Consider the following 23496-nt stretch of genomic DNA (forward strand, 5'->3'; position numbering starts at 1 on the left):
AGATCAAAATCCGATGACCTCATGTCATCGGATTTTTTATGCAACTCTCAGAAGCACTCGCCCGTACTCATATTACCCGCCTAACCGAATTCACCTGCTTAGCAGATGTGTTAGAACCTGAGTTAATTCAATCTTGCCTAGACTCTCAGGGCGTTGCGACGTTAAGACGGCGTAAATTGCCGATGGACGCGATGATTTGGGCCGTTATCGGAATGGCTTTGTTCCGAGGGGAGTCTGTTCGGTCACTCATCAACAAACTCGACATTGTTTTGCCGCAAGAGATTGATTATGTTGCACGCAGTGCCGTGACTCAGGCGCGTAAACGATTGGGCAGTGAGGTTATTAGAGAAGTCTTTAGCCGCAGCGCCAATACCTGGCACGCGAGAGCTGAACATCCTCATTGGTGCGGCCTTAACTTGTATGGTGTTGACGGTGTCGTGTGGCGGACACCCGATAGTGTCCAAAATCAAGCCGCCTTTGCGCGTACCGCAAACGCTTCAGGCGAAGCGGCTTATCCGCAAATTCGCATGGTTTGCTTGATGGAATTAAGCAGCCATTTATTGGTCAACAGCGCCTTTGATTCGGTTGCCGAAAATGAAATGAACTTAGCGTCTCAGCTCATTCCTAGCATTCCCAATCACAGCCTAACCCTATTTGACCGAGGATTTTACTCGCTCGGCCTGCTGCACGCTTGGCAGCAAGCGCAACCTGATAGCCACTGGTTGTTGCCACTGAAGAAAGGCACTCAATATGAAGTAGTGCGAACGCTGGGGAAACATGACCAGTGGGTGAAACTCACCACGACACCTCAAGCCAGAAAGAAATGGCCGCAGCTCCCTGACACCCTTGAAGCACGTTTATTGACTAAGATAGTGAAAGGTAAGTCAGTCGCCATTTTGACCTCGTTGACAGACCCGATGCGTTACCCCAGCGAAGACATCGTCGACTTATATGCCCATCGATGGGAAATCGAACTGGGCTACAGAGAGATGAAACAACATCTGTTGGAGAGTCGTTTTACGCTCCGCAGTCAACTACCGGAGCTGGTGACTCAAGAGTTATGGGGCGTGCTACTGGCCTATAATCTCATTAGATATAAGATGTTGCTGATGGCTAAAAGCTTGTCATCGGTCCATCCCAATCAACTGAGTTTTCGGGATGCGGCGAGTTATATCATCTTCAAGTTGACACAACTGTCATCACAAACACCGGGGAATGTCCCGAGAGACGTATTGGATATAGAACGAAATGCACGGCAATTTAAGCTGGATGGTAAACGGGAAAGGGCATATCCACGAGTCCTTAAAATGAGCAAAAACAAGTTTCCGGTTAGACCAAAGAAAAATGCCGTTCACTCTTAAGTGAACGGCATTAAGCCAAGTGCTGGTTTTTTATTGAGCGCAATTTATTTAGGTAAAAAGGAAAGAGACATCTAAATGCTGGATCTGATTGATGGATGAGTCATGGCATTTGCTCGACGACTCGCAGCGAGTCCTTCCTTGGATGCTCGACCGCCCCATCCATGGGGCGGACGGTCGTCTCGCTAATCACCATGGCTTTCCCTTTTAGCATCGGTGTAGTCTGCAGGTTTTAAAGAAACACACAGCATGCTTTGGGACATTTCTAAGTTAGACTTTTAGCTCGAATTAGTGAGTTTCGAATTAAGATTTCTATGGTATTGCCCTGTTAATGAGTGTCAACACTACCACTAAACTACTGTGCCATGAAAATGAAACATAACCTTGGAATTTGACGCTATCACCGCTCTTAATCCATTTAGAGGGGGCTTAGAAAACCATATCGAGCAGTGAAATTAGTCAGGTACAGAATAATGAACAGCCTCGAAAAACTCTATAGTTGTGTACTCACTTAAATACTTCATAATGCTTAGGCTACATTAGCCCACGAGCATATTTCGTCCGCTAAACCACTAACAGAAGTATGTCCACCAACTGAAATACCCTGCTTATTCATGTGCCACCGAAATTTATCAAGCGAGTTATCAATAGATATCACTTGCTCTTTACTTAACTTCTCGACTTCATCCCCGGGCATTAGTATAAAAACTGACGCTTTAGTTCCTTTGCCTAATTTAACCGCCGCCTCGACATCTCTAGCTGCTTTTAACAAGTTTAGTTCTATTCTTTGGACACTAGAATAAACAGCAGAAGCAAGCCCACCAACAAGTATTTTATTGTCCCTGAATGGTACGAATAATTCATGAGAGCCGAAGCTATCATTAATAAATATTGAACTTTCAGCAGGAACAAACTCTTCAAATTGCAACGCTGCTTTTATTCTTAACTCATCAACTAAGCTGGTATAAAGCTTATCTGTATTAATAGAGTTAAATCGTTTTTCATTACCAGAAACACGTATTTTTTTCTGCAAGTGAACCGTCTGTTCAAAAAGACTAGTTAAAATCTCATCAATAGAAAAACCTTGCGCATAACCAGAGTTATCATAGGTAATCTGTGGGATTGGAGATACTTTTTTATTTTGACGCAAGCTTTCGCCAACTATAGATGTAACAAGCTCTACATGGTAAATGCCTCGCTCACCATACAAACACTTCACTCTTTCAAAATAGCTCAACAATCTGCTATGGACTCGCCCATCCTCTACAAAACCTACGCCAATATTGAGTTTTTCACCAGTAGCCAAATCAGGAGTCCACCTGATATTGAACCACTGACCTTTTATTAGATTTCTATTAGTACTTTGTCCCAACAGTTTTTCAAGATTATTCATTTATGCCACCAATAATCCTGTTTTGTTCTTAATTCTTGAAACACTTAGATTTGCACGGGCTTCAAGGAAATGCTGAAGGTGTGATGAACAATCTTCATCAAGTAATGCGTCACACCACTTAATCAACTCTTGATGGGCTTTTTTAAAAGCCTCTGGATGGTGTTTGCTTGATTCAACTAATGAAGCAGATAAAGGTAATGGATAGTTGTTTTGATATAAACCATCAAGCAGTTTGTTTGTATATACATTCTCAACGATTAAATTTTCTTTAGTCCACTTCTCTGAAACAGGTACATTACCATGGTCAATGACGTAAAAGTCATTGTATCCTTTAATCGTAATATTTCCTGTATTTCTGTCTTGATTAGCAACCCAATCATCAAATGCCAGCATAATTGGAAAAGACTTCCATTTCTTCAATATCTCTATACATTGGCTATATGTAGCCATATCACCCATTTTTAGGTATGTATTGGGAGTTGTCCCAGACTCTTCACTTGCCCACCCCCAATAGTAGTCACCAGAACACTCAAAGTCCCCCTTGAAATTGTTCTCTATAACTTCTTTAGGTATTTGTATAACTGCAACTTTCTTAGGTTGCGGGATACCAGTGGCATGAGCAACTAGGTAACCAGTAATTTCGTTGATTAAGCCCCTTGAATGACATTTGGGGTACACTTTTACATAGAAACGTCCAGCTTTATTGTCAATCCACTTAACACTTGCCAAATGTGTCGCTGCCATTCGTCCATCAGAAGTATGCTCCAGTGGAGCTATATATTTATCAAACGATAAAATTTGAACTATATCGTTCATTATAATTTCCTTTTCTATTCTTATATGACAGTTTTTTATCCATACAAAGATGTGGAAAACTTTAGCATCAGCAAATGCAGTTGCATATTTTTTCCTCGCGAGTGGTTTAAGTGGATCTTGTAGAGCTTTAGTTCTGTAGACACTTTGTGTCATTACTAAAATTTAGTCAATGCTACGATGCTAGAGTTAGCTTGGGATCATGCTGCAAACTGACAACAAAGTTATCTTGAGGCAAAAGTAAGTGAAAAATCGCAGTGCGAGATAAATAGCTCTACCATTTGAGGGATAAGGTAATAGGTGTTTTTGGGATGACTTAGAATGAGGTTTTACATGCCTCATTCTGAGATTAACAAGGTCAGTTACTGAGCTTAATTATCGACGACGACCTTCTCATCGATAATAACGGGTAGTTCTTGCTGTTTACCTTGGCGAATAACCGTCATCATGATTTTCTTGCCGGGCGTAGTTTCGGCAATCCTATCCATCAGCATTTCGACCCCAGGCACATCTTCGTCGCCGTATTTGATGATTACATCCCTTGGTTGTAGCTGCGCTCGTGCCGCTGGACCATTAGGATCGACACCAGTAACTAATACACCACGTAAATCGGGCAGGTTGAGGATTTGTGCCACAACTGGGTTAATCGGTTCGCCAGAGATCCCTAAGGCACCACGGATCACACGACCATTTTTAATTAGCTTACCCATAATGCTGTGGGCCAGTTTAATTGGGATCGCGAAGTTAATGCCGTGGCCGCCACCTTCGCCGCCCACTTGGAAGGCGGCGGTGTTGATACCAATCAGGCTACCATTAGTGTCGATTAAGGCGCCGCCTGAGTTACCGGCGTTAATCGCGGCATCTGTCTGTAAAAAGTCTAAATAACCCGAACTCAAGCCGTTACGACCTGTGGCGCTGATAATACCTTGGGTAATGGTTTGCCCAAGGTTATAAGGGTTACCAATGGCTAATACCACATCACCAACCTGTGGGGGGCTGTCGAGATTGACTGGCACAGTAGGAAGATTATCGCCTTCGATCTTAAGCACTGAAAGATCGGTTTCGGGATCAAAACCTACGACTTCCGAGGTGAATTTGCGACCATCTTGTAGGGCGACAACAATTTCATCGGCTTTTTTAATGACATGATAATTCGTGAGAATATAGCCTTCTTTACTCATGATCACCCCAGATCCTAAACCTTGGAGTGAGCCAGAATTCAATGGACGGCTCTGATCGATACTTAAGCTGTAAATATTGACTACGGCAGGTGCTGCGCGGCGCACTGCCTTAGCAAAGGACAGTTCAACTGTATTATTACCGCGGTTTTGCAGAAGTGAATTGCCAAGACTCTTATTATCGAAGTAGTGAGTCACCAATAAAAACATGGCCGCCATGATAAGGCCGAAAAGCACGGCTTTACCGAGATATAACAGGGTTTCTTTTATTGTCATGGCAGGCTAAATATTGAAAAAGGTGAGTTAGATTAACATGTTTAACAAGTTAAAGCATAGGGAACGCGCGTTCCCTATGCTGATCCGCATCTGATAATGGGATATAAATCAGACCGGCGTATCGATTAACGCAGTACTAGGTACAATAAGCTCTTACCACGTAGGATCTTCAGGGCTACAGCACCTTCTTGATCTTTGAGCTGTTCCTTGAGTGATTTGAGATCTTTCACCGCAGAACGATTGATACCGACAATCAAATCGCCTTTTTGCAGACCACTCATTGCCGCAGGCGAGCCTTGCGCGACATCGGTAATTTCAACCCCTTTAGAGGCATTTTCTAATGAGGCTCCTTGCAACATAGGATGTACAGCACCAGCCGCTTTTTCAGTGGTTTGGCTAGCTTCGCCTAAGGTGACACTCACGGTCTTCTTATCACCATCACGGATAAGGCCCAGTTCGACCTTGGCGCCTGCGCCCATGGTCGCGACTTTAGCGCGTAGCTCTTGGAACGACTTAATTGCTCGTCCATCGACGCTGACGATAATATCGCCCGCCTTAATACCTGCTTTTTCGGCGGCACTGCCCGCGCTGACTTCATTTACAAAGCCGCCGTGTTGAGTGTCTAAACCAAAGCCTTGGGCAAGTTGGCTATCTAAATCACGGCCAGCAATCCCCAGTACGCCGCGGCGAACTTCACCATGCTCGGCAATTTGTGCCACGAGGTTCTTCACCATATTTGCGGGAATCGCAAAACCGATACCCACGTTACCGCCGTTAGGCGCGACGATAGCTGTGTTAATACCGATCAGCTCGCCTTTAAGGTTAACCAATGCGCCGCCTGAGTTACCACTGTTGATGGCTGCGTCGGTTTGGATAAAGTTTTCAAGCATTTCAATGCCTAAACCACTACGGCCTAGGGCACTGACAATCCCTGAGGTCACGGTTTGTCCTAGACCGAAGGGGTTACCAATAGCCACGGCAAAGTCACCAACACGCAGCTCATCTGAGTCGGAGGTTTTAATTGCGACCAAATTTTTAGCTTCGATTTGCAGTAAGGCAATGTCGGATTCTGAGTCGGTACCAATCAATTTGGCTTTGACTTCACGGCCGTCATGTAAGCCAACTTGGATATCATCGGCACCGTCAATCACATGGTTATTGGTGACAATATAGCCTTTGTCAGCATCGATAATAACACCAGAGCCTAAGCCTCTAAATGGACGCTCTTGTACTTGTTCCTGCGGTGCATTCGGGCCGAAGAAATAGCGGAACACATCCGGAACGCGTTGTTTAGAAACATGGGTGCCGGAAACCGCTACAGAAACCACTGCGGGAGTCGTGCGCTCTAGCATAGGCGCAAGACTGGGTATGGGTTGTCCCTCAACAGATTGCGGAATAGCGGCCTGTGAAACCGCAGGCATCATTGTCAGGGTTGCGGCTAACATTGCGGCTGAAAGTACAGATAATTTCGTTTTCATCTATTCATAACTCCAAATAAGGGATCAAGGATCTGGATGTAATGCGTCGTCAGTTTGTGTCCGCACCAGATCAAATCTGTATCGGTACCGGCTATTTGCCTAGGTAACCTTTCGGACACGCACCTCATTGAAAAAGTTCATCAATATTAACAAAGGTTAATTTCTTAACGGTTATTTTATCAACATTTTATTGACTGTAACTGAAGTGAAACCTGTGGGCTTTTAAGGTATTTTTCAAGCCCCAATAACTTCCAATCATTGAGTTTAATCAGCTAACAGCATAGTTCTTCCTAATCAGTTTTATCATATTAAGCCGTTGTGCTAGGCCTCTCCGCGAGCTCACTACAGATCCAAGTTGATAGGGTATAAATATATGCTGCGTCATCTTGGCCGTGTTAATATCGACGCAGTTTTTCCAAAGGATAAAAGAGAATAATAACGTGCCCCAGTTAAGCCCTTGGCAGCATTATCAAAAAGATCTTACTCGTGATGGTTTTTCCCATGATCCGGCGCAGGAAATGGCGGTAAAGGCGCTGCAGCGCGTTTATGAGGATCTCACCGCAGCCGAAGAGCCTAACTCTTTATTTGGTAAGCTATTGACTTCTTTTGGCTTAAAGTCGGCACCCGCGCCTACAAAAGGGCTTTATCTTTGGGGAGGCGTAGGCCGCGGCAAAACCTATTTGATGGACACCTTCTTTGATGCATTACCTGGTAATCAAAAGTTAAGGGCGCACTTTCATCGTTTTATGCATCAACTGCATTTAGATTTAGACACCCTTAAAGGTACGCGCGATCCATTATTAGTGATTGCCAAACAAATGGCGGCAAAATATAAAGTCATTTGTTTTGATGAGTTTTTCGTGTCAGATATCACTGACGCTATGTTACTTGGCACCTTATTCCAAGCGCTCTTTAAAGAAGGCGTGGTCTTAGTGGCTACCTCAAATATCATCCCCGATGACCTATATAAAAATGGGTTGCAACGGGCGCGATTTCTTCCTGCGATCGCGCTGATCAATCAGCATTGTGAAGTATTAAATGTGGATTCGGGGATCGACTACCGTCTACGGACGTTAGAGCAGGCGGAAATTTACCACTATCCACTTGATGAGCAGGCCGATACTAACTTACTGCGTTATTTCCGTCAGTTAGCGCCTGAGGCCGATATTTCAACTGACGCGATTGAAATTGAAGGCCGTGAAATATCCATTCGCCAACAGGCGCAAGGCGTCTTACTGGCGGATTTTAGAGCCTTATGTGATGGCCCCCGTAGTCAGCGGGATTATATGGAACTGGCGCGGATTTATCATACCGTGCTGGTGAGTGGCATTGAGCAAATGGGCGCATTTTTAACGGGTGATGATATCGCCAGACGCTTTTTGGCCATGGTGGATGAGTTTTACGAACGAAACGTTAAATTGATCGTGTCCGCGCAGGTGCCGTTAGAAGACATTTATGCCGATGGCTTATTGAGTTTTGAATTCAGACGTTGTCGTTCCCGTTTGATTGAAATGCAATCCCACGATTACTTAAAATCAGAGCATTTACCCTAAGTCTTAGACTATTGCAGAGCGTGCTTTGCGGGGTTTTTCTCGACAAATCTTCAGTGGCTCATTCCTTAGCGTAGTAATGAGCCACATCGATCGAATTTTTATGATTTTTGTCAAAATATCAGGTGATTTTTAACTCACGTTTGTCTATAATCCGCCACCTGCCCACGTTACTCCACCAAACTAGGTGGAAGTTGTACGCCGAGTTAAGTACTCGAAGGGGTACTGAAAGGCAATTTTGTGTTGTTTGTCATTGCAAGCAACATGTGAGACAGAAAATTAACTTTGGGTTTTTGTAATAATGAAGACTTTTACTGCTACACCAGAAACTGTAACTCGTGACTGGTTCGTCGTTGATGCAGACGGCAAAACTTTAGGTCGTATCGCTACCGAAATCGCTCTGCGTTTACGCGGTAAGCACAAGCCTGAATACACTCCTCACGTTGACACTGGTGATTACATCATCGTTATCAACGCTGAGAAAGTTACTGTTACTGGTAACAAAGCGCAAGGCAAGACGTACTACTCGCACTCAGGCTTCCCTGGTGGCATTAAGCAAATCAGCTTTGAAAAGCTGCAAGCTCATAAGCCAGAAATGATCATCGAGAAAGCAGTTAAGGGTATGTTACCAAAAGGTCCACTGGGCCGTGCCATGTTCCGTAAACTGAAAGTTTACGCTGGCGCAGAACATAACCACGCTGCACAACAACCTCAAGTTCTTGATATCTAAACGGGATTAAGCAAATGGCTGCAACTCAGTACTACGGCACTGGCCGTCGCAAAACCTCTACAGCACGCGTATTCGCTAAAGCTGGTAGTGGCAACATCGTTGTAAATCAACGTCCTTTGGACCAATACTTTGGTCGTGAAACTGCTCGTATGGTTGTTCGTCAACCATTAGAGTTAGTTGAAATGACTGACAAGCTGGACATCTATGTAACTGTTAAAGGCGGTGGTATCACTGGCCAAGCAGGTGCAATCCGTCACGGTATCACTCGTGCCCTGATGCAATTAGATGAAGCTCTGCGTCCATCATTACGTTCTGCTGGTTTCGTTACCCGTGACGCTCGTAAAGTTGAGCGTAAGAAAGTGGGTCTACGTAAAGCACGTCGTAAGCCACAATTCTCTAAGCGTTAATACGTTTTGGAATCTCAAAAAACCCAGCTTATGCTGGGTTTTTTATTGCCTAAAATTGGTTATCCTCGTATTAATCACCGATTTTTAGGGTAGAAAAAGCTAAGAGAGAGGAAGATGAGCTTACAGTTATTTATGATAGCCATGGCACTGGTGTTGATTTTGGAAGGTGTGGGACCATTGTTATTCCCCAATAAATGGCGCCGATATTTAAATGAACTTTCCAATCAAAATCAGCAAGTTTTGCGTCGAATCGGTGGCTCATTAGTCACTGCTGGTTTGGTCATTTTGATTATTTTTTCATAAATGCCTTACCACTTGCGGTTTAAAATCTGTTAGAATTCTTTTTTAACCACAACCTTGCAGCAAACAATGGGCAAAAACGTAGTTGTTCTCGGCACTCAATGGGGTGACGAAGGAAAAGGTAAGATTGTCGACCTTCTAACAGAACAGGCAAAATATGTAGTTCGCTACCAGGGCGGTCATAACGCAGGTCACACCTTAGTGATCAATGGCGATAAAACCGTACTTCATCTGATCCCATCAGGCATCCTACGCGACAATGTTAAATGCATTATCGGTAATGGTGTGGTGCTCGCACCCGACGCACTGATGAAAGAAATCAACATGCTCAAAGAGCGTGGCATTCCTGTTGAGGAACGTCTGCTGATTTCTGAAGCATGTCCGCTGATCCTACCATTCCACTGTGCCTTAGACATCGCTCGCGAAAAAGCGCGCGGTAACAAAGCTATTGGTACTACGGGTCGTGGTATTGGTCCTGCGTATGAAGATAAGATTTCCCGTCGCGGTCTGCGTGTGGGCGATCTGTTCAATGCTGAACTATTTGCTGAAAAGCTGAAAGAAGTTATGGCATATCATAACTTTATGCTGACAGAGTACTACAAAGTTGACGCCGTAGATTACGAGCAAACACTTAGCGATGCGTTAGCCTTAGCTGACTATCTGAAGAGCATGTGTGTTGACGTGACTGAACTTTTGGATAACGCGCGTAAAGCGGGTGAGCCAATCCTGTTCGAAGGCGCACAAGGTACACTGTTAGACATTGACCACGGTACTTATCCGTTTGTGACTTCGTCAAATACGACCGCAGGTGGTGTGGCGACAGGCAGCGGCTTTGGTCCACGTCATTTAGACTATGTCTTAGGTATCATGAAGGCATACACCACTCGCGTTGGTGCTGGTCCTTTCCCAACTGAACTCTTATGTGAAGTGGGTGATCATTTAGGGACTAAAGGTCATGAATTTGGTGCGACTACTGGTCGTAAACGTCGTCCAGGTTGGTTAGATGCAGTGGCAATGCGCCGCGCAGTACAAATCAACAGCGTAAGCGGCTTCTGCTTAACAAAGTTAGACGTACTTGATGGCCTGAAAGAAGTGAAGATCTGTGTGGGTTATCAACATCCAGATGGCACTATCTCCAAAGTTACGCCATTAGCAGCTGAAGGTTATGAGCAGGTCACTCCTGTTTATGAAACTATGCCAGGCTGGAGCGAGTCAACTTTCGGTGCGACCTCTTTAGATCAGTTACCGCAAGCAGCTATCAACTACATCAAGCGTATTGAAGAGTTGTTAGAAACGCCGATCGACATCATTTCTACCGGTCCAGACCGTAATGAGACGATGATTTTAGTTAGCCCGTTTAACTAAAATCGTAGAGGCCGTGTTTCACGGCCTTTTCACCCTCTGCTGTTCCTTCCTGTTTGCTTTCGTGGTTAGAAATTCGGCTCGAGCTCAAGAAATAGGTTATACTGCCGATGCAAGTATTCACCTTATTGTCATTGAGAGTCGTTATGCTACGTACTGCATTAGTTGCGCTGCTGCCCTTAGTATCTTCAATGTGCTTTGCTGAAACACAGGCGGTGGATATTTATTCTCAAGATCAATTGCTTGAAATGATCCGCGGTGAAAAGTATTTGGCAAGAGTCAAACAAGATGACTGTCAGTTAGTGCAAGACATCGAAGCGCGCGCTGAAGTCTTAAAGCAGCCCCTGTATCAGTTTTTGTGGGGAGAAATGCTCAACCACGGAACCTGTGTAAAAGCCAATGCGGTCAAAGGGATGGGGTTATTGCGTGATGCAGCTGAGCAGGGCAGCCCCGAGGCTATGGTGAAACTTGCCGAATATTATCAAAATGGTAAGTTTGTTATTCGTAATAAAGACCGTGCGGTCAATTATTTATTGCCAGCGGCAGCGAGCGGTAGTTTAGCCGCGCGGATGATGCTGGTCCGTTTATACGGTGAAGGTTATGGTAGTCCAAGAGACTATGAAATGGCCTATAACTGGTTATACAACAATGTATTTACCGATGAGGCGACTAAGAAAAAAGCCTTGTCATTACTGCAGGTGTTAGCCGCTAAAATGCCCGCCAGTGCAGTGGCGCGGGCCCAGCAAGAGCACTTGCGAACCCGTTGAGTTGTCTCTACTGATTGAGACAAAAATATTGGATATTGAATGATCAAAGACCCTCATTTCGAGCGTGAACAGGATAAGTACGAAAACCCTATCCCAAGTCGTGAGTATATTATCGAGTACTTACGTTCTCAAAAATCACCTATTACCCGTGACAGCATCGCTGCTGCACTACAGATCCATGATGAAGAGCAATTAGAAGCCCTGCGCCGCCGTTTACGGGCGATGGAGCGCGACGGTGAATTGGTATTTACCCGCGGTCAAAGCTACGGCTTACCTGAAAAAATGGATCTGATCCCCGGCATTGTTCTTGGGCACAGAGAAGGCTACGGCTTCTTCAAACCTGACGAAGGTGGCGACGATTTATTTATCTCAAATCGCGACATGCTGATGTATTTCCATGGCGATAAAGTGCTGGCACAAAAAGCCGGTATGGATCGTAAAGGTCGTCGTGAAGCCCGTATTGTCCGTTTGATCCAGCCCCGTAGTGCTGCGATTGTTGGTCGATTCCATGTCGACAGTGGCATGGCATTTGTGATTGCCGATGATAAGCGCATTACCCAAGAAATTTTAATCGCTAGTGAAGATCGCAATGGCGCCCGTCAAGGCGATGTGGTGGTGGTAGAATTAACCCGTCGTCCCGGTCGATTTGTTAAAGCCGCAGGCAAAGTGACCGAAGTGCTTGGCAAGCAAATGGCACCGGGAATGGAAATCGAAATAGCCCTACGCAATTACGATCTTCCCCATACGTGGTCGGCCGCCATTGAAAAGAAACTGCGCCGTATTCCCGATGAAGTGACTGAGTCTGATAAAGTGGGTCGTGTCGATCTGCGTGATCTACCCTTAGTGACCATCGATGGTGAAGATGCCCGAGACTTTGACGATGCTGTTTATGCCGAAGCTAAACCCAGTGGTGGCTGGCGTCTGTGGGTGGCGATTGCCGATGTAAGCTATTATGTACGCACCGATTCGGCCTTAGATACTGAAGCCCGTGCCCGTGGTAACTCGGTGTACTTCCCATCGCAAGTGATCCCAATGTTGCCGGAGAAAATCTCTAACGGCTTGTGTTCACTCAATCCTCATGTTGACCGCCTGTGTATGGTTGCAGAGATGACGGTTTCAGCCCGTGGTAAGTTATCGGGTTATAAGTTTTATCCCGCGGTGATGCATTCACATGCGCGTTTCACTTACACCCAAGTGGCAGCCATGCTCGAAGGCGGACCGATTGCGCCTGAACATGAAGCACTCTTTCCACATCTTCAATGCTTACAGTCGCTTTATTTAGCGCTTGATGAACAGCGCGCAGAGCGCGGTGCGATAGCATTTGAGACGATAGAAACGCAGTTTATTTTTAACGAACAGCGCAAGATCGATAAGATTGTGCCAAGAGCGCGTAATCAAGCTCATAAAATCATTGAAGAATGTATGATTTTGGCGAACGTGTCTGCCGCTAAGTTTGTGAAAAAGCATAAGGGTGAAATCCTCTATCGAGTGCACGAGTCGCCCTCTGAGCAGAAACTGGCAAACTTTAAAGAGTTTTTAGCTGAGCGTGGTTTGAGCATGGGCGGTGGGCTTGAGCCAACGCCTGCAGATTATCAAAATGTGATGTTGCAGATTGCCGGCCGTCCCGATGCTGAACTTATTCAAGTGATGTTGCTGCGCTCTATGCGCCAAGCTATATACACGCCTGATAACGAAGGCCATTTTGGTTTGGCTCTGGAAGAATACGCGCATTTTACCTCGCCTATTCGTCGTTATCCTGACTTAGTGCTGCACCGAGTGATCCGCTATTTGTTGGCGAAAGAAAAAGGTGAAGCCAATGAGAAATGGACTCCCGATGGTGGCTACCACTATCAACTCGATGAATTAGATAAATTAGGCGAAGAATGTTCTACGACTGAACGCCGCGCCGATGAAGCAACACGTGATGTAAGCGACTGGCTTAAATGTGAATTTATGCAGGACCATGTGGGTGACACCTTCGAGGCCGTGATAGCCTCTGTCACTAACTTTGGTTTATTCGTTCGCTTAAATGACTTATTTATCGATGGCTTAGTGCATATTTCTAGTCTGGGCAGCGATTATTACCAGTTCGATCCTATGCGTCAGCGTTTGATTGGTGAGCACACAGGTCAAATCTATCAAGTGGGTGACCCCGTTACGGTAAAAGTGGCCGCGGTAAACTTGGATGATAGACAGATTGACTTAGTCATGATTGGCGACAGTGGTAAAGGCGGTCGCCGCAAGGCGGCACCTAGTCGAGAAAAACCCATGACAGCCCGTGAGCGGGTAAACCGCGAAGGCGCGAAAATGGCGAAAACGGCTAAATCGACTGGCGTTAAAGCGAAAGCGGGTTCAGACAAAGCGCCGAGTAAGTCTAAGTCTAAAGCGGGCACTAAGCCTAAGAAAAGCGTAAAAGATACGGCGAAAAAGCCAAAGGCCGCGAAGCGGAGCACGAGAAAGAAGTAAATGAAAAAACAAGATATTATTTTTGGGATCCACGCAGTTGAAGCGCTGTTAAAACACAGCCCTGAGCGCATTATTGAACTTTGGCTGTTGCAGGGCCGTGAGGATGAGCGTTTAACCCCGCTGATCCGTCAAGCGAAAGCCTTTGGCACGAGCATTCAAGTGACTTCACGCAAAGTGTTGGACGAGAAAGCCGAAAGTACTCAGCACCAAGGTATTATTGCCCGTGTGAAAGCGGCTAAAATCCTTGGTGAGCATGACTTAGATGAGCTGTTAGCTAAGACCGACTTACCGTTTTTATTGATTTTAGATGGCGTTACCGATCCGCATAACCTAGGTGCCTGCTTACGTAACGCCGATGCGGCGGGCGTGCAGGGCATTATTGTGCCAAAGGATAACTCCGTTGGCTTAACGGCTGTGGTCAGTAAGGTCGCTTGCGGCGCAGCTGAAACCGTGCCGTTATTCCAAGTAACTAACCTCGCCCGCACTATGCGCCATCTGCAGGAAAAGGGCGTGTGGATTGTCGGCACGGCGGGTGAAGCGGATTGCGAGCTTTATCAAGCCGATCTTAAAGGGCCATTAGCGATTGCGATGGGCGCCGAAGGCAAAGGTTTACGCCGCTTAAGTCGTGAATGTTGCGATACTTTAGTTTCGATTCCGATGGCGGGAAGCGTCTCTAGCTTAAACGTGTCGGTTGCCACGGGTATTTGCCTATTCGAAGCTGTGCGTCAACGCCGTAGTTAATTGATATATATCAATAAAAAAGACGGGTGAGCCCGTCTTTTTTATTGCCTAAATCAGCCCTTAATTGGTTTTAATTGCATCGAGGTTGGATTCGTCCACCTCGTTTGTCTCATCGTGGATAAAGCTGGGCGCTGAGTGAAATTCAAACTCGAATGTTAGCTGTTGCTCGTTATCATTCTCTGCATCTTTAACAAGGGCATCGGCACCTAAATCTTCTTCATCTTCCTGCTGTGTTGGTGTCATGTGTTCCTGCACCGATTCAACATCCACCCTCGGGTCAAGCGCCGCAGCCAGTGGTGAGGAGACTAAGTCACCGGTCGCCATGATGTAGTCTTGGGTGACATTGGTTTCGGTTTTTTGCTGTGAGTGAACATAACGTAGCCGTAAAAACAGGATTAAGGTACAGGCCGACATAAAGCCATAGAGCATGCTGTTGCCAAACCATTGCATAAGAGTCGAGGCGATTAATGGGCCGATGCTGGCGCCCATGCCAAAGGTGAGCAAAATGGTTGCCGATAGTCCTACCCTTTCACTTTGCTCGACACGGGAATTAGCCAGTGCGGTTGCCAAGGGATAGAAGGTAAAGCCAAGAATGCCGAACAGAAACGTCATCACCAGTGAGAGTGTCGGATGATAGGGAGTGAGGGCGATAGCTAATGCTAAGATACCAAGCAGTACGCAGTTGATGCGGATCAGGCGACTGCGGGACATAATGTCAGATAATTTTCCCATTGGCCATTGGGCGAGTAGGCCCGCGAGAATGGTTGCTGTCATATAGGTGGCCACCTTCTCGGGCGGTAAACCTAAGTTGCTCGCATAAGCAGGCGCCAAGCCGTAAAAGGAGCCGACAATCATGCTGCCAATGGCAATGGTCGTGAGTGCCTGCGGCGCTTTGCGCCAATAGTGAGCAATTTTTAAGGGGGCGGGCACCAGTGGTGCTGGGTGAATACGCCGCGTTAAAGAAATCGGGACAATACACAGGGCAAAGCAGATGGCGATCAGTAACAGCGGCTCTAGACCGAGTTCAGGATAGAGGCTGATGGCACCTTGGCCCAAGATCAAACCGAAGTAAGAGACGATCATGTAGCTGGCAAACACTGTGCCGCGTTGGCTGCTTTCAGCCTGTTCATTGAGCCAACTTTCGAGCACCATGTATTGGCACATCATCCCCATACCGACGATAAGTCTTAGCAGGATCCAAATCGCCAACTCATCTACGAGTGCATGACCCAGTGCGGAGGCGGCAACGATCCCAGCACTAGCGACAAAGGCACGGATATGTCCTACTTGGGCGATTAGCCGGTGGCCAATCTTAGATCCTGCGACAAGGCCGACATAGTAGGCCGACATCATGCTACCTATCCACAACTGCGGAACATGCATCACCGAGAGCCTAAGGCCTAAATATGTGGTGAGTAAACCGCCAGCCAGCACTGTTAATAACGTCGTGCTATATAAAGAGGCGAAAGTACGTAGCGGGTTTGTCATTAACTGCTCCTTGTATGATTGCCAGGGAGAGTATATCAGCAGTCGGTGTTTATTCCGTGTTGCAAAATGTTGGAATTTATCGACTAATTTATCGTTTTTATGTGTGGGTCACTAAATTGTGCTGAAATGGGATTTGGCTGAGTGGGGAATTGTTGTGCCAGCCAAATCGTTTTATTGCTTGTTTATCTAAAGGTATACAGTAAGTTAAAGGTGGTGATGGTATCCGTCTGCTGGCTGCCCTCAGGAACCACTTCGGTGAACTTGATGTTCATGCCGATTTTAAAGGCCCAATCCTGAAATACTAAATTTTTGTAGTTCATATCGAGAGTCAGGGTATTGTTATTTTCGCCCACCTCGGCGGTGAGATCGGCATTGATACTGGTGTATTCCTGTAATTTTTGAGAAAACTTTGCCGCAGTACGTAGGATCACATCCTTTTCGGGAGCGGGGTCTGGCTCTGCGACTGACTCGGCAGGCAAGTTGTATCGATAACCTGGGCCGATTTCGAGACTGAGTTTGGTCTTGTAGCTACTAATTGCGTTAAAACCATAACCCGAAGAAAGAGTTGAGATTTGGGTATAACTACCAAACTGATCCCAAGTGAAGTCGCCACGGCCGAAGATATAACCTTTGTTGAGTTTATAGTTGCTTTGAAGCTGGAGTTCGTACTTTTCGGAGGTGGTTTGATTTTTTTCAGAAGCAAAATACGCTTTTAGCGTCGCTTCCTGCTTAGTTTGTTTAGTATCGTAAATCAGTTGGGTTCGACCATTAAAACTGCTCGATTCGGTATTGCCTGTGTTCAATTGTAAGCCAGCTTCGACTTCTGCAGTCAAATCACTTGGTGGCTCCTGATAATCGGGAGGAACAAGCGCAAGTGCAGGAAAAGATAGGCAAAAAAAACTCAAAGGGGCGATAACTTTTAGCATTGCTCGTAACATTAGTATGGGTTCTTGAGTGGCCGGTGTCTGATATCCGAATAGGGGTGAGGCGTCATCATACCTGTATTGGGTGTTGAGGCAAAGTTATTGCTTGAGTTTCGCGTCTGCTTTCTGTACTATCTCGCGCTCAAATCAGTCACTATTTTCGTTCCTTGCCTCTATTTGGTTTGACTGAGCCAATAACGAGGCTACATAACCGTAAGGAGCAATAAATGCGTCATTACGAAATCGTATTTATGGTTCACCCAGATCAAAGTGAACAAGTACCAGGTATGATTGAGCGTTACACCGGTGTTATCACCGAAGCTAACGGCAAAATCCACCGTTTAGAAGATTGGGGCCGTCGTCAACTGGCTTACCCAATCCAAGATCTGCATAAAGCTCACTATGTTCTGATGAACGTTGAAGCACCAGCAGAGACGATTGAAGAGCTAGAAACTGCTTTCCGTTTCAACGACGCAGTTCTGCGTAACATGGTAATGCGTACTAAAGTTGCCGTTACTGAAGCATCTCCAATGGCGAAAGCTAAAGATGAGCGCGATTCACGTCGTGGCCCAGCTGGCGACCGCTCATATGATGAAGCTAACGCTGAAGAAATCGCTGAGTAAGTTTTTCTGTGACCACCAATAACTTGGTGTTGTCAGGAACCATAACCCGTTCCAGACGCTTTAAAAGCCCAGCAGGCATTGCACATAGTGTGATCATGCTAGAACACAAATCGCAGCGTTATGAAGCAGATATGCTCCGCAATGTCTACGTTCAAATACAAGTGATATTGAGTGGACCACGTTTTGAAAGCGTGGCAGATAATCTGAAAGCAGGTATGGAAGTACAAGTACAAGGTTTTATGACGCTTCAACAGGGGCGAAATGGCCAAAATCGCTTAGTCATCCATGCCGAAAATGTCGAATTGAAAACTTAGGAGACTGTCAAATGGCACGTTATTTCCGTCGTCGCAAGTTCTGCCGTTTCACCGCTGAAGGTGTTGCAGAAATTGATTACAAAGATATCGTTACTTTAAAGAACTACATCACTGAAAGCGGCAAAATCGTTCCAAGCCGTATCACTGGTACTAGTGCTAAATATCAGCGTCAACTAGCTCGCGCTATCAAGCGTGCTCGTTATCTTTCTCTACTGCCATACACTGATTTACATCAGTAATTGCAGTATTCCTAATCGAATATAGAGGATTTGATAATGAACGTTATTCTGCTTGATAAAATCGCTAACCTGGGTAACCTGGGTGACCAAGTTGCAGTTAAAGCTGGTTACGCTCGTAACTACCTGCTGCCACAAGGTAAAGCTGTTGTTGCTAACGAAAGCAACGTTAAAGTATTTGAAGCTCGTCGCGCTGAATTAGAAGCTAAAATCGCTGCTGATCTGGCTGCTGCTAACCAACGTGCTGAGAAAATCGCTGCTCTGGAAGCTGTTGTTATTGCTTCTAAAGCGGGTGATGAAGGCAAACTGTTTGGTTCAGTTGGCAACCGTGACATCGCTGATGCAGTAACTGCTGCTGGCGTTGAACTGGCTAAATCAGAAGTTCGTTTACCATTAGGCGCTCTGCGTACTACTGGCGACTTCGAAGTTGAAGTTCAGTTACACACTGAAGTTAAAGCTGTTGTTAAAGTTTCTATCGTTGCAGAAGCTTAATTACATACTGCTTTAAACTAAAAAAACACCGCTTAGGCGGTGTTTTTTTATGGGCGCGATTTAGCATTGCTGTGTGAGTGGCTGTTTGTCACGTATTAACGCTAATCAGGCGTAGCCACTTGAGTGCAGCCAAGCCAGACGCTAAAACACATACGCTATTGCTGAGGATTGCGGTTAAAAGGCGCAAGCACTCGCGGTAGCACGCCCTGCAATTTAGAAATTGCTACACCATAGTTAGTGATGGGCACCTGCCGCCGTTGACATTCACGGATGCGACGGAGCATTTCATTGCGGTTAAACATACAAGCGCCGCAGTGGATGACGAGGGCATATTGTTCTAAATCATCGGGAAAGTCGTGCCCAGATGTAACTACAAACTGGAGTTGTTTGCCAGTGTAGCTATTTATCCAGCGGGGAAGTTTAACTCGGCCAATATCGTCCTCCTGCACATTGTGACTACAGGCTTCGGCGATGAGCACTTTATTACCATCTTGCAATTTATCTAAAGCATCAGCTCCCGCAGCGAGAACGGCTAAATCGCCTTTAAATCGGGCAAATAAGGTTGAGAAGGTGGTGAGAGGGACTGCGTCTGGCACTGTGGCGGCGACTTGCTTAATCGCTTGAGCATCAGAAATCACCAGCTTAGGCGTAACCACTGATAATGCCTGCGTTAGTTCTGTTTCTTTGACGACCATTGCGATGGCGCTGTGATCAAGCGCCTCACGCAGTATCTGCACCTGTGGCAGGATCAATCGTCCCTTAGGTGCGGCCATATCAATAGGGACGACACAGAGAATGACATCCCCCGCTTGGTAGAGATCGCCCGCTAGGAGCGGCTCCTGCTTATACTCCGCAGGTGCTAATTCGACCATCAACTGCTTAAGCTGTTTACCCGCAAGACCTGTTGCGGCTGACACCACAATAAACGGTAAGGATTGAGTCTGGCAAAAGGCAATATCCTCAGCTTTGGGGAGGCAGATATCGGCCTTATTGAATACCACAAGTATTGGTATTTCTAATTGCTGTATTTCGTCAATTAATGCCATGTCTGAAGGGCACAGCCCGTGCTCATCAACGACTAAGAGTGCCATATCGGAGCGAAACAACACTCTGCGAGTGGCGCTCACTCGCATCATTCCTAATGTCCCTTCATCGTCTATGCCAGCGGTATCGTAAAAGGTCACCGGCCCTAAGGGTTGTAACTCATAGGCCTTGGCCACGGCATCTGTGGTTGTGCCTTTAATATCGGATACTATCGAGATTTGTTGCCCTGCGATCATATTAAGTAGGGAGGATTTCCCCGAATTACGCCGACCGACCAAGGCGATATGGTAGCGCATTCCTCTTGGTGCCGATTGGGTTTGGCTATGCTCTTGTGGATTAATGCCTTGACACATATTGGGTCCTTTTTGAATCACCACGGCTAAAGGAGGGGATTAGCCCGTGGCGTTGAATTTGCTGGCAGACTTGGTTAAGTCGCTCTGCTGCTGGGTTTTGTTGCTGGTTTTTTCCTGGATAGATGCTGTAATCGCCACTGACTTGTGCTGGGGTGAAGGAGGGCATAAGCACATTACATCCGCGTTTGAGTGCCAGTTCCCTTGCGCCTTTTTCGAGGGCGTCGAGGGAACTGGTGGCAGGAATATTCGCCCCCGGATTCATCAGTCGCAAAATAGCGCTAACCCTATGACTCTTAAGGGCGCTGCCATTGGGGGAAGTCGAAAACGGTGTTTGGTGATGGGCAATAAAGGGGCCGCAGGCCAGCATATCGAGCTGCAACTCCGATAAATGCTGAATATCACACGCTAAAATCGCATCAGTCATTCCCGGTAAATCGACAATAATCCCTGAGCCAGTTTGATATCCCAGAGACTTAAGATAATTGAGCCTTGCAATGCGCTCGTCAAAATTGGCTTTAGGGCGACACCGAGCAAAGAGGGCGCGGTCAAAGGTTTCCATCTTGAGCAAATAGCGATCTGCGCCCGCCTCGCGCCATTTTTCCAGCTCTTGATGTTTGCGATCACCCAGTGACAGAGTGATTGCTAGATTGTGGTGACGTTTAATTTCAGTAATAAGGGCACTAATACGATTGCCGCTGTAGTTAAAGTCATCCCCCGATTGCAGCACCACAGTACCTAGTCCCAGCTCGGCAATGCTATCCACTGCGTTAAGGATTTCTTCGTTCGAGAGTCGATAGCGTGTTACCTGCCGATTTTCGCTTCGTAAACCACAGTAATGGCAGTGGTTACGACAGTGATTCGAAAACTCGACAATGCCGCGTAAATACACCTGTTGATTAAATTGCAATTCAGTGGCGAGCTGGGCGCGACTAAATAACCATTCATCGTCTTGCCCCTGAAGTAGCGAAAGGATTTCGGCATAGGAAAACGCTGTGGACTTAAGCAACGTCGGTTTAACGGACGTTGACTGAGTCACTGGCACTGGCTGGCTAGGGCGAGTGATCATTAGTTACGCCCTTTATCTAGCTCAATCAAGCTCTGATACCAAAGATCGCCCACTGCGCGGCGGCATTCATCAACATAACGGCCTAGGGCTACTTCTACCGCTGAGTTTTGCTCACTGGGGATGCCTGTATCAAACCAATCGATTAAGCTGTTTGGCGCAAGACCTAAAGCAAGGATGTCAAACTCCAACCAAAGTCCTTGAGCCGAGGTGCAATTACTGTGGGCGTAGTGGCCGACAAAGAGTCTATCGCCAATCAGCAATATAGGTTGCAGTGGTAGCGCTTGGGTTGAAACTAAATTGACTGTCTCAGGATACTGCGTTTTAAGCTCGGCGCACCAGTGGCGGGAAATATCATACAGCTGCTCAACCTCTTGCAGCGGCATCTCGGGCCTTAGGATGGTGGCAAACTCATCCCGCCATAGACGAGTGGGCTCAAGCTTAATCAGGGTGAGTTGCTTTAAGCTGGCGTTTTGTAGCCGCTGCAATAACAACTGCCCTACGGCATTATCGGCAAAATTACTGTAAATGGCCGCGTGTAGCACGATTTCATCAGCGCGTTCTATCGCATTGAGTAAGGCGCTAGTGTTAAGGCCGAAATGCAACTGCACGCCGAGATCTGAGAATAGATAAGATGCCATTTATAGATAGATATCCCGTTCACCCGCATCGGTTTTTTGCAAGCAGCCGCGCACATTGCGCGCCCGTGACGGGCTCATTTTAGCCAGTTCTCGCTCTATCAGGGCGTTACCGGCCTCGCGAGTCTTTTCACTGGCGTAATCGTTCAAATATTCCTTAAAGGTGATCAAGGCATTGGGCTGGCAGAATTTGCCAATAAACTGCTGTTTGGCTAATCCCATAAAGTGATCGCCAGTTCGTCCTTTGCGGTAACAACCCGTGCAGAAAGAGGGAATAGCATCTGAATCAGTCACTAGCTCATAAATAATATCGTCCATCTCTCGTTGATCACCAAGGCTGAATTGCTCGGCATCATGTTGATTTTGTTTGCTGTCTTGATAGCCACCCGGTGCGGTACGCGAGCCTGCGCTGATTTGTGAAACCCCGAGTTCTAACAGTTCTTTGCGCAGCGCCGCACTTTCCCGCGTGCTCATAATCAGCCCGGTATAAGGCACGGCAAGGCGAGTGATGGCAACAATGCGCTTAAAGCAGTCATCATCGACCTCATAGGGCGGTTTTTCACTGATAGCCGAACCATGGGCAGGTTCAATCCGCGGAAAGGAGATGGTATGTGGGCCAACGCCACAATCTTTTTCGAGCTGCTGAACATGGGTGAGCATGGCGAGCAGCTCAAATCTATGATCATACAGGCCAAAGAGCGCACCGATACCGACATCGTCAATTCCTGCTTCCATCGCCCTGTGCATGGCGTAGAGGCGGTATAAAAAGTCGGTTTTTTTACCTTTAAGATGGACTTGGCTGTAGGTGTCTTGATGATAGGTTTCTTGAAAGCATTGATAAGTGCCTATCGCCGCAGTTTTAAGTTGCTTAAAGTCCTCCACACTCATTGGCGCGCAGTTGACGTTGATACGACGAATTTCTCCGCCCTTGCCCTGCTTAACGCTGTACATGGTTTGAATACTTTCAACAATGGCCTGCACATTATTGCGTGGATGCTCGCCATAAACGGCAAGGATCCGTTTGTGACCCATTTCTTCAAGGATCGTAACCTCTTGGCGGATCTCATCCTGTTTTAAGGTTTTACGTTTGAGCTCATGGTTATCGGCGTTAAAGCCACAATAACTACAACTGTTGGCGCAATGGTTGGATACATACAGCGGCGCAAACATCACAATCCGATTGCCGTAAATGGTGTTCTTAATCTCACGGGCGACGGTAAAGAGTGCTTCATCCAAGGCCTTATCTTGGTTTTGCAGCAAAATGGCGGTCTCGCTAATGCTTAAGCCTTCACACTGGCGCGCCTTGTCGAGAATGGCGAGGACTTGCTCGCGACTTGGATTACTGGCGTCTTCAATGGTCTGCCAAATCGCTTTATCGTCGATAAAGCTGACGTTGGGATTATAGTCAGTGACGGTAATGGAATGATGCTCGTGTGTGCTCATGGTTATCTATGCCCTTGAGTATGAATGCGAAAATGCGGCAGTTGTGAGCAACTGCCGCTG

The 23496-nt window shown here is 46.5% G+C and carries 23 protein-coding genes; 13 read left to right on the forward strand and 10 right to left on the reverse strand.

The window, feature by feature from the left end; all coding sequences use genetic code 11:
- Window positions 1-38 precede the first annotated feature (38 nt).
- Window positions 39-1361 carry an IS4-like element ISSba6 family transposase gene (locus JM642_RS03720; protein ID WP_203432870.1) on the forward strand — a complete coding sequence of 441 codons (1323 nt, stop codon included), beginning with the start codon at window positions 39-41 and terminating at the stop codon, window positions 1359-1361.
- Between the two features lie 526 nt (window positions 1362-1887).
- Here JM642_RS03720 and JM642_RS03725 read toward each other — a convergent pair.
- The 4 genes from JM642_RS03725 to degQ all read right to left on the reverse strand — a co-directional run bounded on the left by JM642_RS03725 (window position 1888) and on the right by degQ (window position 6496).
- Window positions 1888-2751, reverse strand: coding sequence for a hypothetical protein (locus JM642_RS03725; RefSeq protein ID WP_203432872.1), 864 nt, complete (start codon window positions 2749-2751; stop codon window positions 1888-1890).
- A complete protein-coding gene (locus JM642_RS03730) occupies window positions 2752-3567 on the reverse strand; it encodes a HipA family kinase (RefSeq protein WP_203432874.1) in 816 nt (271 codons plus the stop codon).
- 368 nt (window positions 3568-3935) lie between these two features.
- The gene (gene degS / locus JM642_RS03735; protein ID WP_037427151.1) at window positions 3936-5018 is read right to left on the reverse strand and encodes an outer membrane-stress sensor serine endopeptidase DegS; all 1083 of its coding nucleotides are present in this window, start codon (window positions 5016-5018) and stop codon (window positions 3936-3938) included.
- 125 nt (window positions 5019-5143) lie between these two features.
- Window positions 5144-6496, reverse strand: a complete 1353-nt coding sequence (degQ, locus tag JM642_RS03740) for a Do family serine endopeptidase DegQ (RefSeq protein WP_203432876.1) — start codon at window positions 6494-6496, stop codon at window positions 5144-5146.
- A 440-nt stretch (window positions 6497-6936) separates the two neighbouring features.
- Here degQ and zapE point away from each other — a divergent pair, with 440 nt between their 5' ends.
- The 8 genes from zapE (at window position 6937) to rlmB (ending at window position 14819) form a co-directional block, all read left to right on the forward strand.
- Window positions 6937-8049, forward strand: a complete 1113-nt coding sequence (gene zapE / locus JM642_RS03745; RefSeq protein WP_203432878.1) for a cell division protein ZapE — start codon at window positions 6937-6939, stop codon at window positions 8047-8049.
- A gap of 298 nt (window positions 8050-8347) precedes the next feature.
- On the forward strand, window positions 8348-8776 hold the full coding sequence (rplM, locus tag JM642_RS03750; RefSeq protein ID WP_011073682.1) for a 50S ribosomal protein L13: 429 nt from the start codon (window positions 8348-8350) through the stop codon (window positions 8774-8776).
- A 14-nt stretch (window positions 8777-8790) separates the two neighbouring features.
- On the forward strand, window positions 8791-9183 hold the full coding sequence (gene rpsI, locus JM642_RS03755; RefSeq protein WP_006083052.1) for a 30S ribosomal protein S9: 393 nt from the start codon (window positions 8791-8793) through the stop codon (window positions 9181-9183).
- Between the two features lie 114 nt (window positions 9184-9297).
- On the forward strand, window positions 9298-9486 hold the full coding sequence (locus tag JM642_RS03760) for a DUF2065 domain-containing protein (RefSeq protein ID WP_203432880.1): 189 nt from the start codon (window positions 9298-9300) through the stop codon (window positions 9484-9486).
- Between the two features lie 66 nt (window positions 9487-9552).
- Window positions 9553-10848: an adenylosuccinate synthase gene (locus JM642_RS03765; protein WP_055647687.1), complete on the forward strand. Its 1296-nt coding sequence runs from the start codon at window positions 9553-9555 to the stop codon at window positions 10846-10848.
- A gap of 107 nt (window positions 10849-10955) precedes the next feature.
- Window positions 10956-11612, forward strand: a complete 657-nt coding sequence (gene motX, locus JM642_RS03770) for a flagellar protein MotX (protein WP_082389636.1) — start codon at window positions 10956-10958, stop codon at window positions 11610-11612.
- A gap of 39 nt (window positions 11613-11651) precedes the next feature.
- Entirely contained in the window at window positions 11652-14078 is a 2427-nt protein-coding gene (gene rnr / locus JM642_RS03775; RefSeq protein ID WP_203432882.1) for a ribonuclease R, read from the forward strand.
- The gene (rlmB, locus tag JM642_RS03780) at window positions 14079-14819 is read left to right on the forward strand and encodes a 23S rRNA (guanosine(2251)-2'-O)-methyltransferase RlmB (protein ID WP_037422079.1); all 741 of its coding nucleotides are present in this window, start codon (window positions 14079-14081) and stop codon (window positions 14817-14819) included.
- Window positions 14820-14879: 60 nt separating this feature from the next.
- On the opposite strand, the gene JM642_RS03785 is transcribed toward rlmB, so the two are convergent.
- On the reverse strand, window positions 14880-16307 hold the full coding sequence (locus JM642_RS03785; RefSeq protein ID WP_203432884.1) for an MFS transporter: 1428 nt from the start codon (window positions 16305-16307) through the stop codon (window positions 14880-14882).
- A 182-nt stretch (window positions 16308-16489) separates the two neighbouring features.
- Window positions 16490-17233 carry a DUF481 domain-containing protein gene (locus JM642_RS03790; protein ID WP_069454269.1) on the reverse strand — a complete coding sequence of 248 codons (744 nt, stop codon included), beginning with the start codon at window positions 17231-17233 and terminating at the stop codon, window positions 16490-16492.
- Window positions 17234-17457: 224 nt separating this feature from the next.
- On the opposite strand from JM642_RS03790, the gene rpsF reads away from it, so the two are divergent.
- From rpsF to rplI, 4 genes are read left to right on the forward strand one after another with little or no spacing between them, the layout of a single operon-like run.
- Window positions 17458-17853, forward strand: coding sequence for a 30S ribosomal protein S6 (gene rpsF, locus JM642_RS03795; protein WP_011623998.1), 396 nt, complete (start codon window positions 17458-17460; stop codon window positions 17851-17853).
- A gap of 8 nt (window positions 17854-17861) precedes the next feature.
- Window positions 17862-18167, forward strand: coding sequence for a primosomal replication protein N (gene priB, locus JM642_RS03800; RefSeq protein WP_069454270.1), 306 nt, complete (start codon window positions 17862-17864; stop codon window positions 18165-18167).
- A gap of 11 nt (window positions 18168-18178) precedes the next feature.
- Window positions 18179-18406 (forward strand): 30S ribosomal protein S18, encoded by a 228-nt coding sequence (gene rpsR / locus JM642_RS03805; RefSeq protein ID WP_006083042.1) that lies wholly within the window; start codon window positions 18179-18181, stop codon window positions 18404-18406.
- A 36-nt stretch (window positions 18407-18442) separates the two neighbouring features.
- The gene (gene rplI / locus JM642_RS03810; RefSeq protein WP_037422085.1) at window positions 18443-18895 is read left to right on the forward strand and encodes a 50S ribosomal protein L9; all 453 of its coding nucleotides are present in this window, start codon (window positions 18443-18445) and stop codon (window positions 18893-18895) included.
- 155 nt (window positions 18896-19050) lie between these two features.
- On the opposite strand, the gene hydF is transcribed toward rplI, so the two are convergent.
- The 4 genes from hydF to hydG are packed head-to-tail and all read right to left on the reverse strand — an operon-like array spanning window position 19051 to window position 23436.
- On the reverse strand, window positions 19051-20292 hold the full coding sequence (gene hydF, locus JM642_RS03815; RefSeq protein ID WP_203432885.1) for a [FeFe] hydrogenase H-cluster maturation GTPase HydF: 1242 nt from the start codon (window positions 20290-20292) through the stop codon (window positions 19051-19053).
- Window positions 20276-21358, reverse strand: coding sequence for a [FeFe] hydrogenase H-cluster radical SAM maturase HydE (gene hydE / locus JM642_RS03820; RefSeq protein WP_203432887.1), 1083 nt, complete (start codon window positions 21356-21358; stop codon window positions 20276-20278). The genes hydF and hydE overlap by 17 nt, the downstream gene beginning before the upstream one ends.
- Window positions 21358-21996 carry a hypothetical protein gene (locus tag JM642_RS03825; RefSeq protein ID WP_203432889.1) on the reverse strand — a complete coding sequence of 213 codons (639 nt, stop codon included), beginning with the start codon at window positions 21994-21996 and terminating at the stop codon, window positions 21358-21360. The genes hydE and JM642_RS03825 overlap by 1 nt, the downstream gene beginning before the upstream one ends.
- Complete coding sequence (hydG, locus tag JM642_RS03830) at window positions 21997-23436, reverse strand: [FeFe] hydrogenase H-cluster radical SAM maturase HydG (protein ID WP_099457470.1); 1440 nt, start codon at window positions 23434-23436, stop codon at window positions 21997-21999.
- Window positions 23437-23496: the final 60 nt, after the last annotated feature.

The organism is Shewanella sp. LZH-2 (genome assembly GCF_016859145.1).
GTDB classification, from domain to species: Bacteria; Pseudomonadota; Gammaproteobacteria; order Enterobacterales; family Shewanellaceae; genus Shewanella; species Shewanella xiamenensis.

Excerpts from the sequence above, each read along its gene's own strand:
- JM642_RS03765 (WP_055647687.1), top strand. The coding sequence starts at position 9,553 with ATGGGCAAAAACGTAGTTGTTCTCGGCACTCAATGGGGTGACGAAGGA.
- degS (WP_037427151.1), bottom strand. The coding sequence starts at position 5,018 with ATGACAATAAAAGAAACCCTGTTATATCTCGGTAAAGCCGTGCTTTTC.
- JM642_RS03790 (WP_069454269.1), bottom strand. The coding sequence starts at position 17,233 with ATGCTAAAAGTTATCGCCCCTTTGAGTTTTTTTTGCCTATCTTTTCCT.
- rpsI (WP_006083052.1), top strand. The coding sequence starts at position 8,791 with ATGGCTGCAACTCAGTACTACGGCACTGGCCGTCGCAAAACCTCTACA.
- rplM (WP_011073682.1), top strand. The coding sequence starts at position 8,348 with ATGAAGACTTTTACTGCTACACCAGAAACTGTAACTCGTGACTGGTTC.
- JM642_RS03720 (WP_203432870.1), top strand. The coding sequence starts at position 39 with ATGCAACTCTCAGAAGCACTCGCCCGTACTCATATTACCCGCCTAACC.
- JM642_RS03725 (WP_203432872.1), bottom strand. The coding sequence starts at position 2,751 with ATGAATAATCTTGAAAAACTGTTGGGACAAAGTACTAATAGAAATCTA.
- hydF (WP_203432885.1), bottom strand. The coding sequence starts at position 20,292 with ATGTGTCAAGGCATTAATCCACAAGAGCATAGCCAAACCCAATCGGCA.
- rnr (WP_203432882.1), top strand. The coding sequence starts at position 11,652 with ATGATCAAAGACCCTCATTTCGAGCGTGAACAGGATAAGTACGAAAAC.
- rlmB (WP_037422079.1), top strand. The coding sequence starts at position 14,079 with ATGAAAAAACAAGATATTATTTTTGGGATCCACGCAGTTGAAGCGCTG.
- rplI (WP_037422085.1), top strand. The coding sequence starts at position 18,443 with ATGAACGTTATTCTGCTTGATAAAATCGCTAACCTGGGTAACCTGGGT.
- motX (WP_082389636.1), top strand. The coding sequence starts at position 10,956 with ATGCAAGTATTCACCTTATTGTCATTGAGAGTCGTTATGCTACGTACT.
- rpsR (WP_006083042.1), top strand. The coding sequence starts at position 18,179 with ATGGCACGTTATTTCCGTCGTCGCAAGTTCTGCCGTTTCACCGCTGAA.
- JM642_RS03785 (WP_203432884.1), bottom strand. The coding sequence starts at position 16,307 with ATGACAAACCCGCTACGTACTTTCGCCTCTTTATATAGCACGACGTTA.
- hydG (WP_099457470.1), bottom strand. The coding sequence starts at position 23,436 with ATGAGCACACACGAGCATCATTCCATTACCGTCACTGACTATAATCCC.
- JM642_RS03730 (WP_203432874.1), bottom strand. The coding sequence starts at position 3,567 with ATGAACGATATAGTTCAAATTTTATCGTTTGATAAATATATAGCTCCA.
- degQ (WP_203432876.1), bottom strand. The coding sequence starts at position 6,496 with ATGAAAACGAAATTATCTGTACTTTCAGCCGCAATGTTAGCCGCAACC.
- rpsF (WP_011623998.1), top strand. The coding sequence starts at position 17,458 with ATGCGTCATTACGAAATCGTATTTATGGTTCACCCAGATCAAAGTGAA.
- JM642_RS03825 (WP_203432889.1), bottom strand. The coding sequence starts at position 21,996 with ATGGCATCTTATCTATTCTCAGATCTCGGCGTGCAGTTGCATTTCGGC.
- JM642_RS03760 (WP_203432880.1), top strand. The coding sequence starts at position 9,298 with ATGAGCTTACAGTTATTTATGATAGCCATGGCACTGGTGTTGATTTTG.
- hydE (WP_203432887.1), bottom strand. The coding sequence starts at position 21,358 with ATGATCACTCGCCCTAGCCAGCCAGTGCCAGTGACTCAGTCAACGTCC.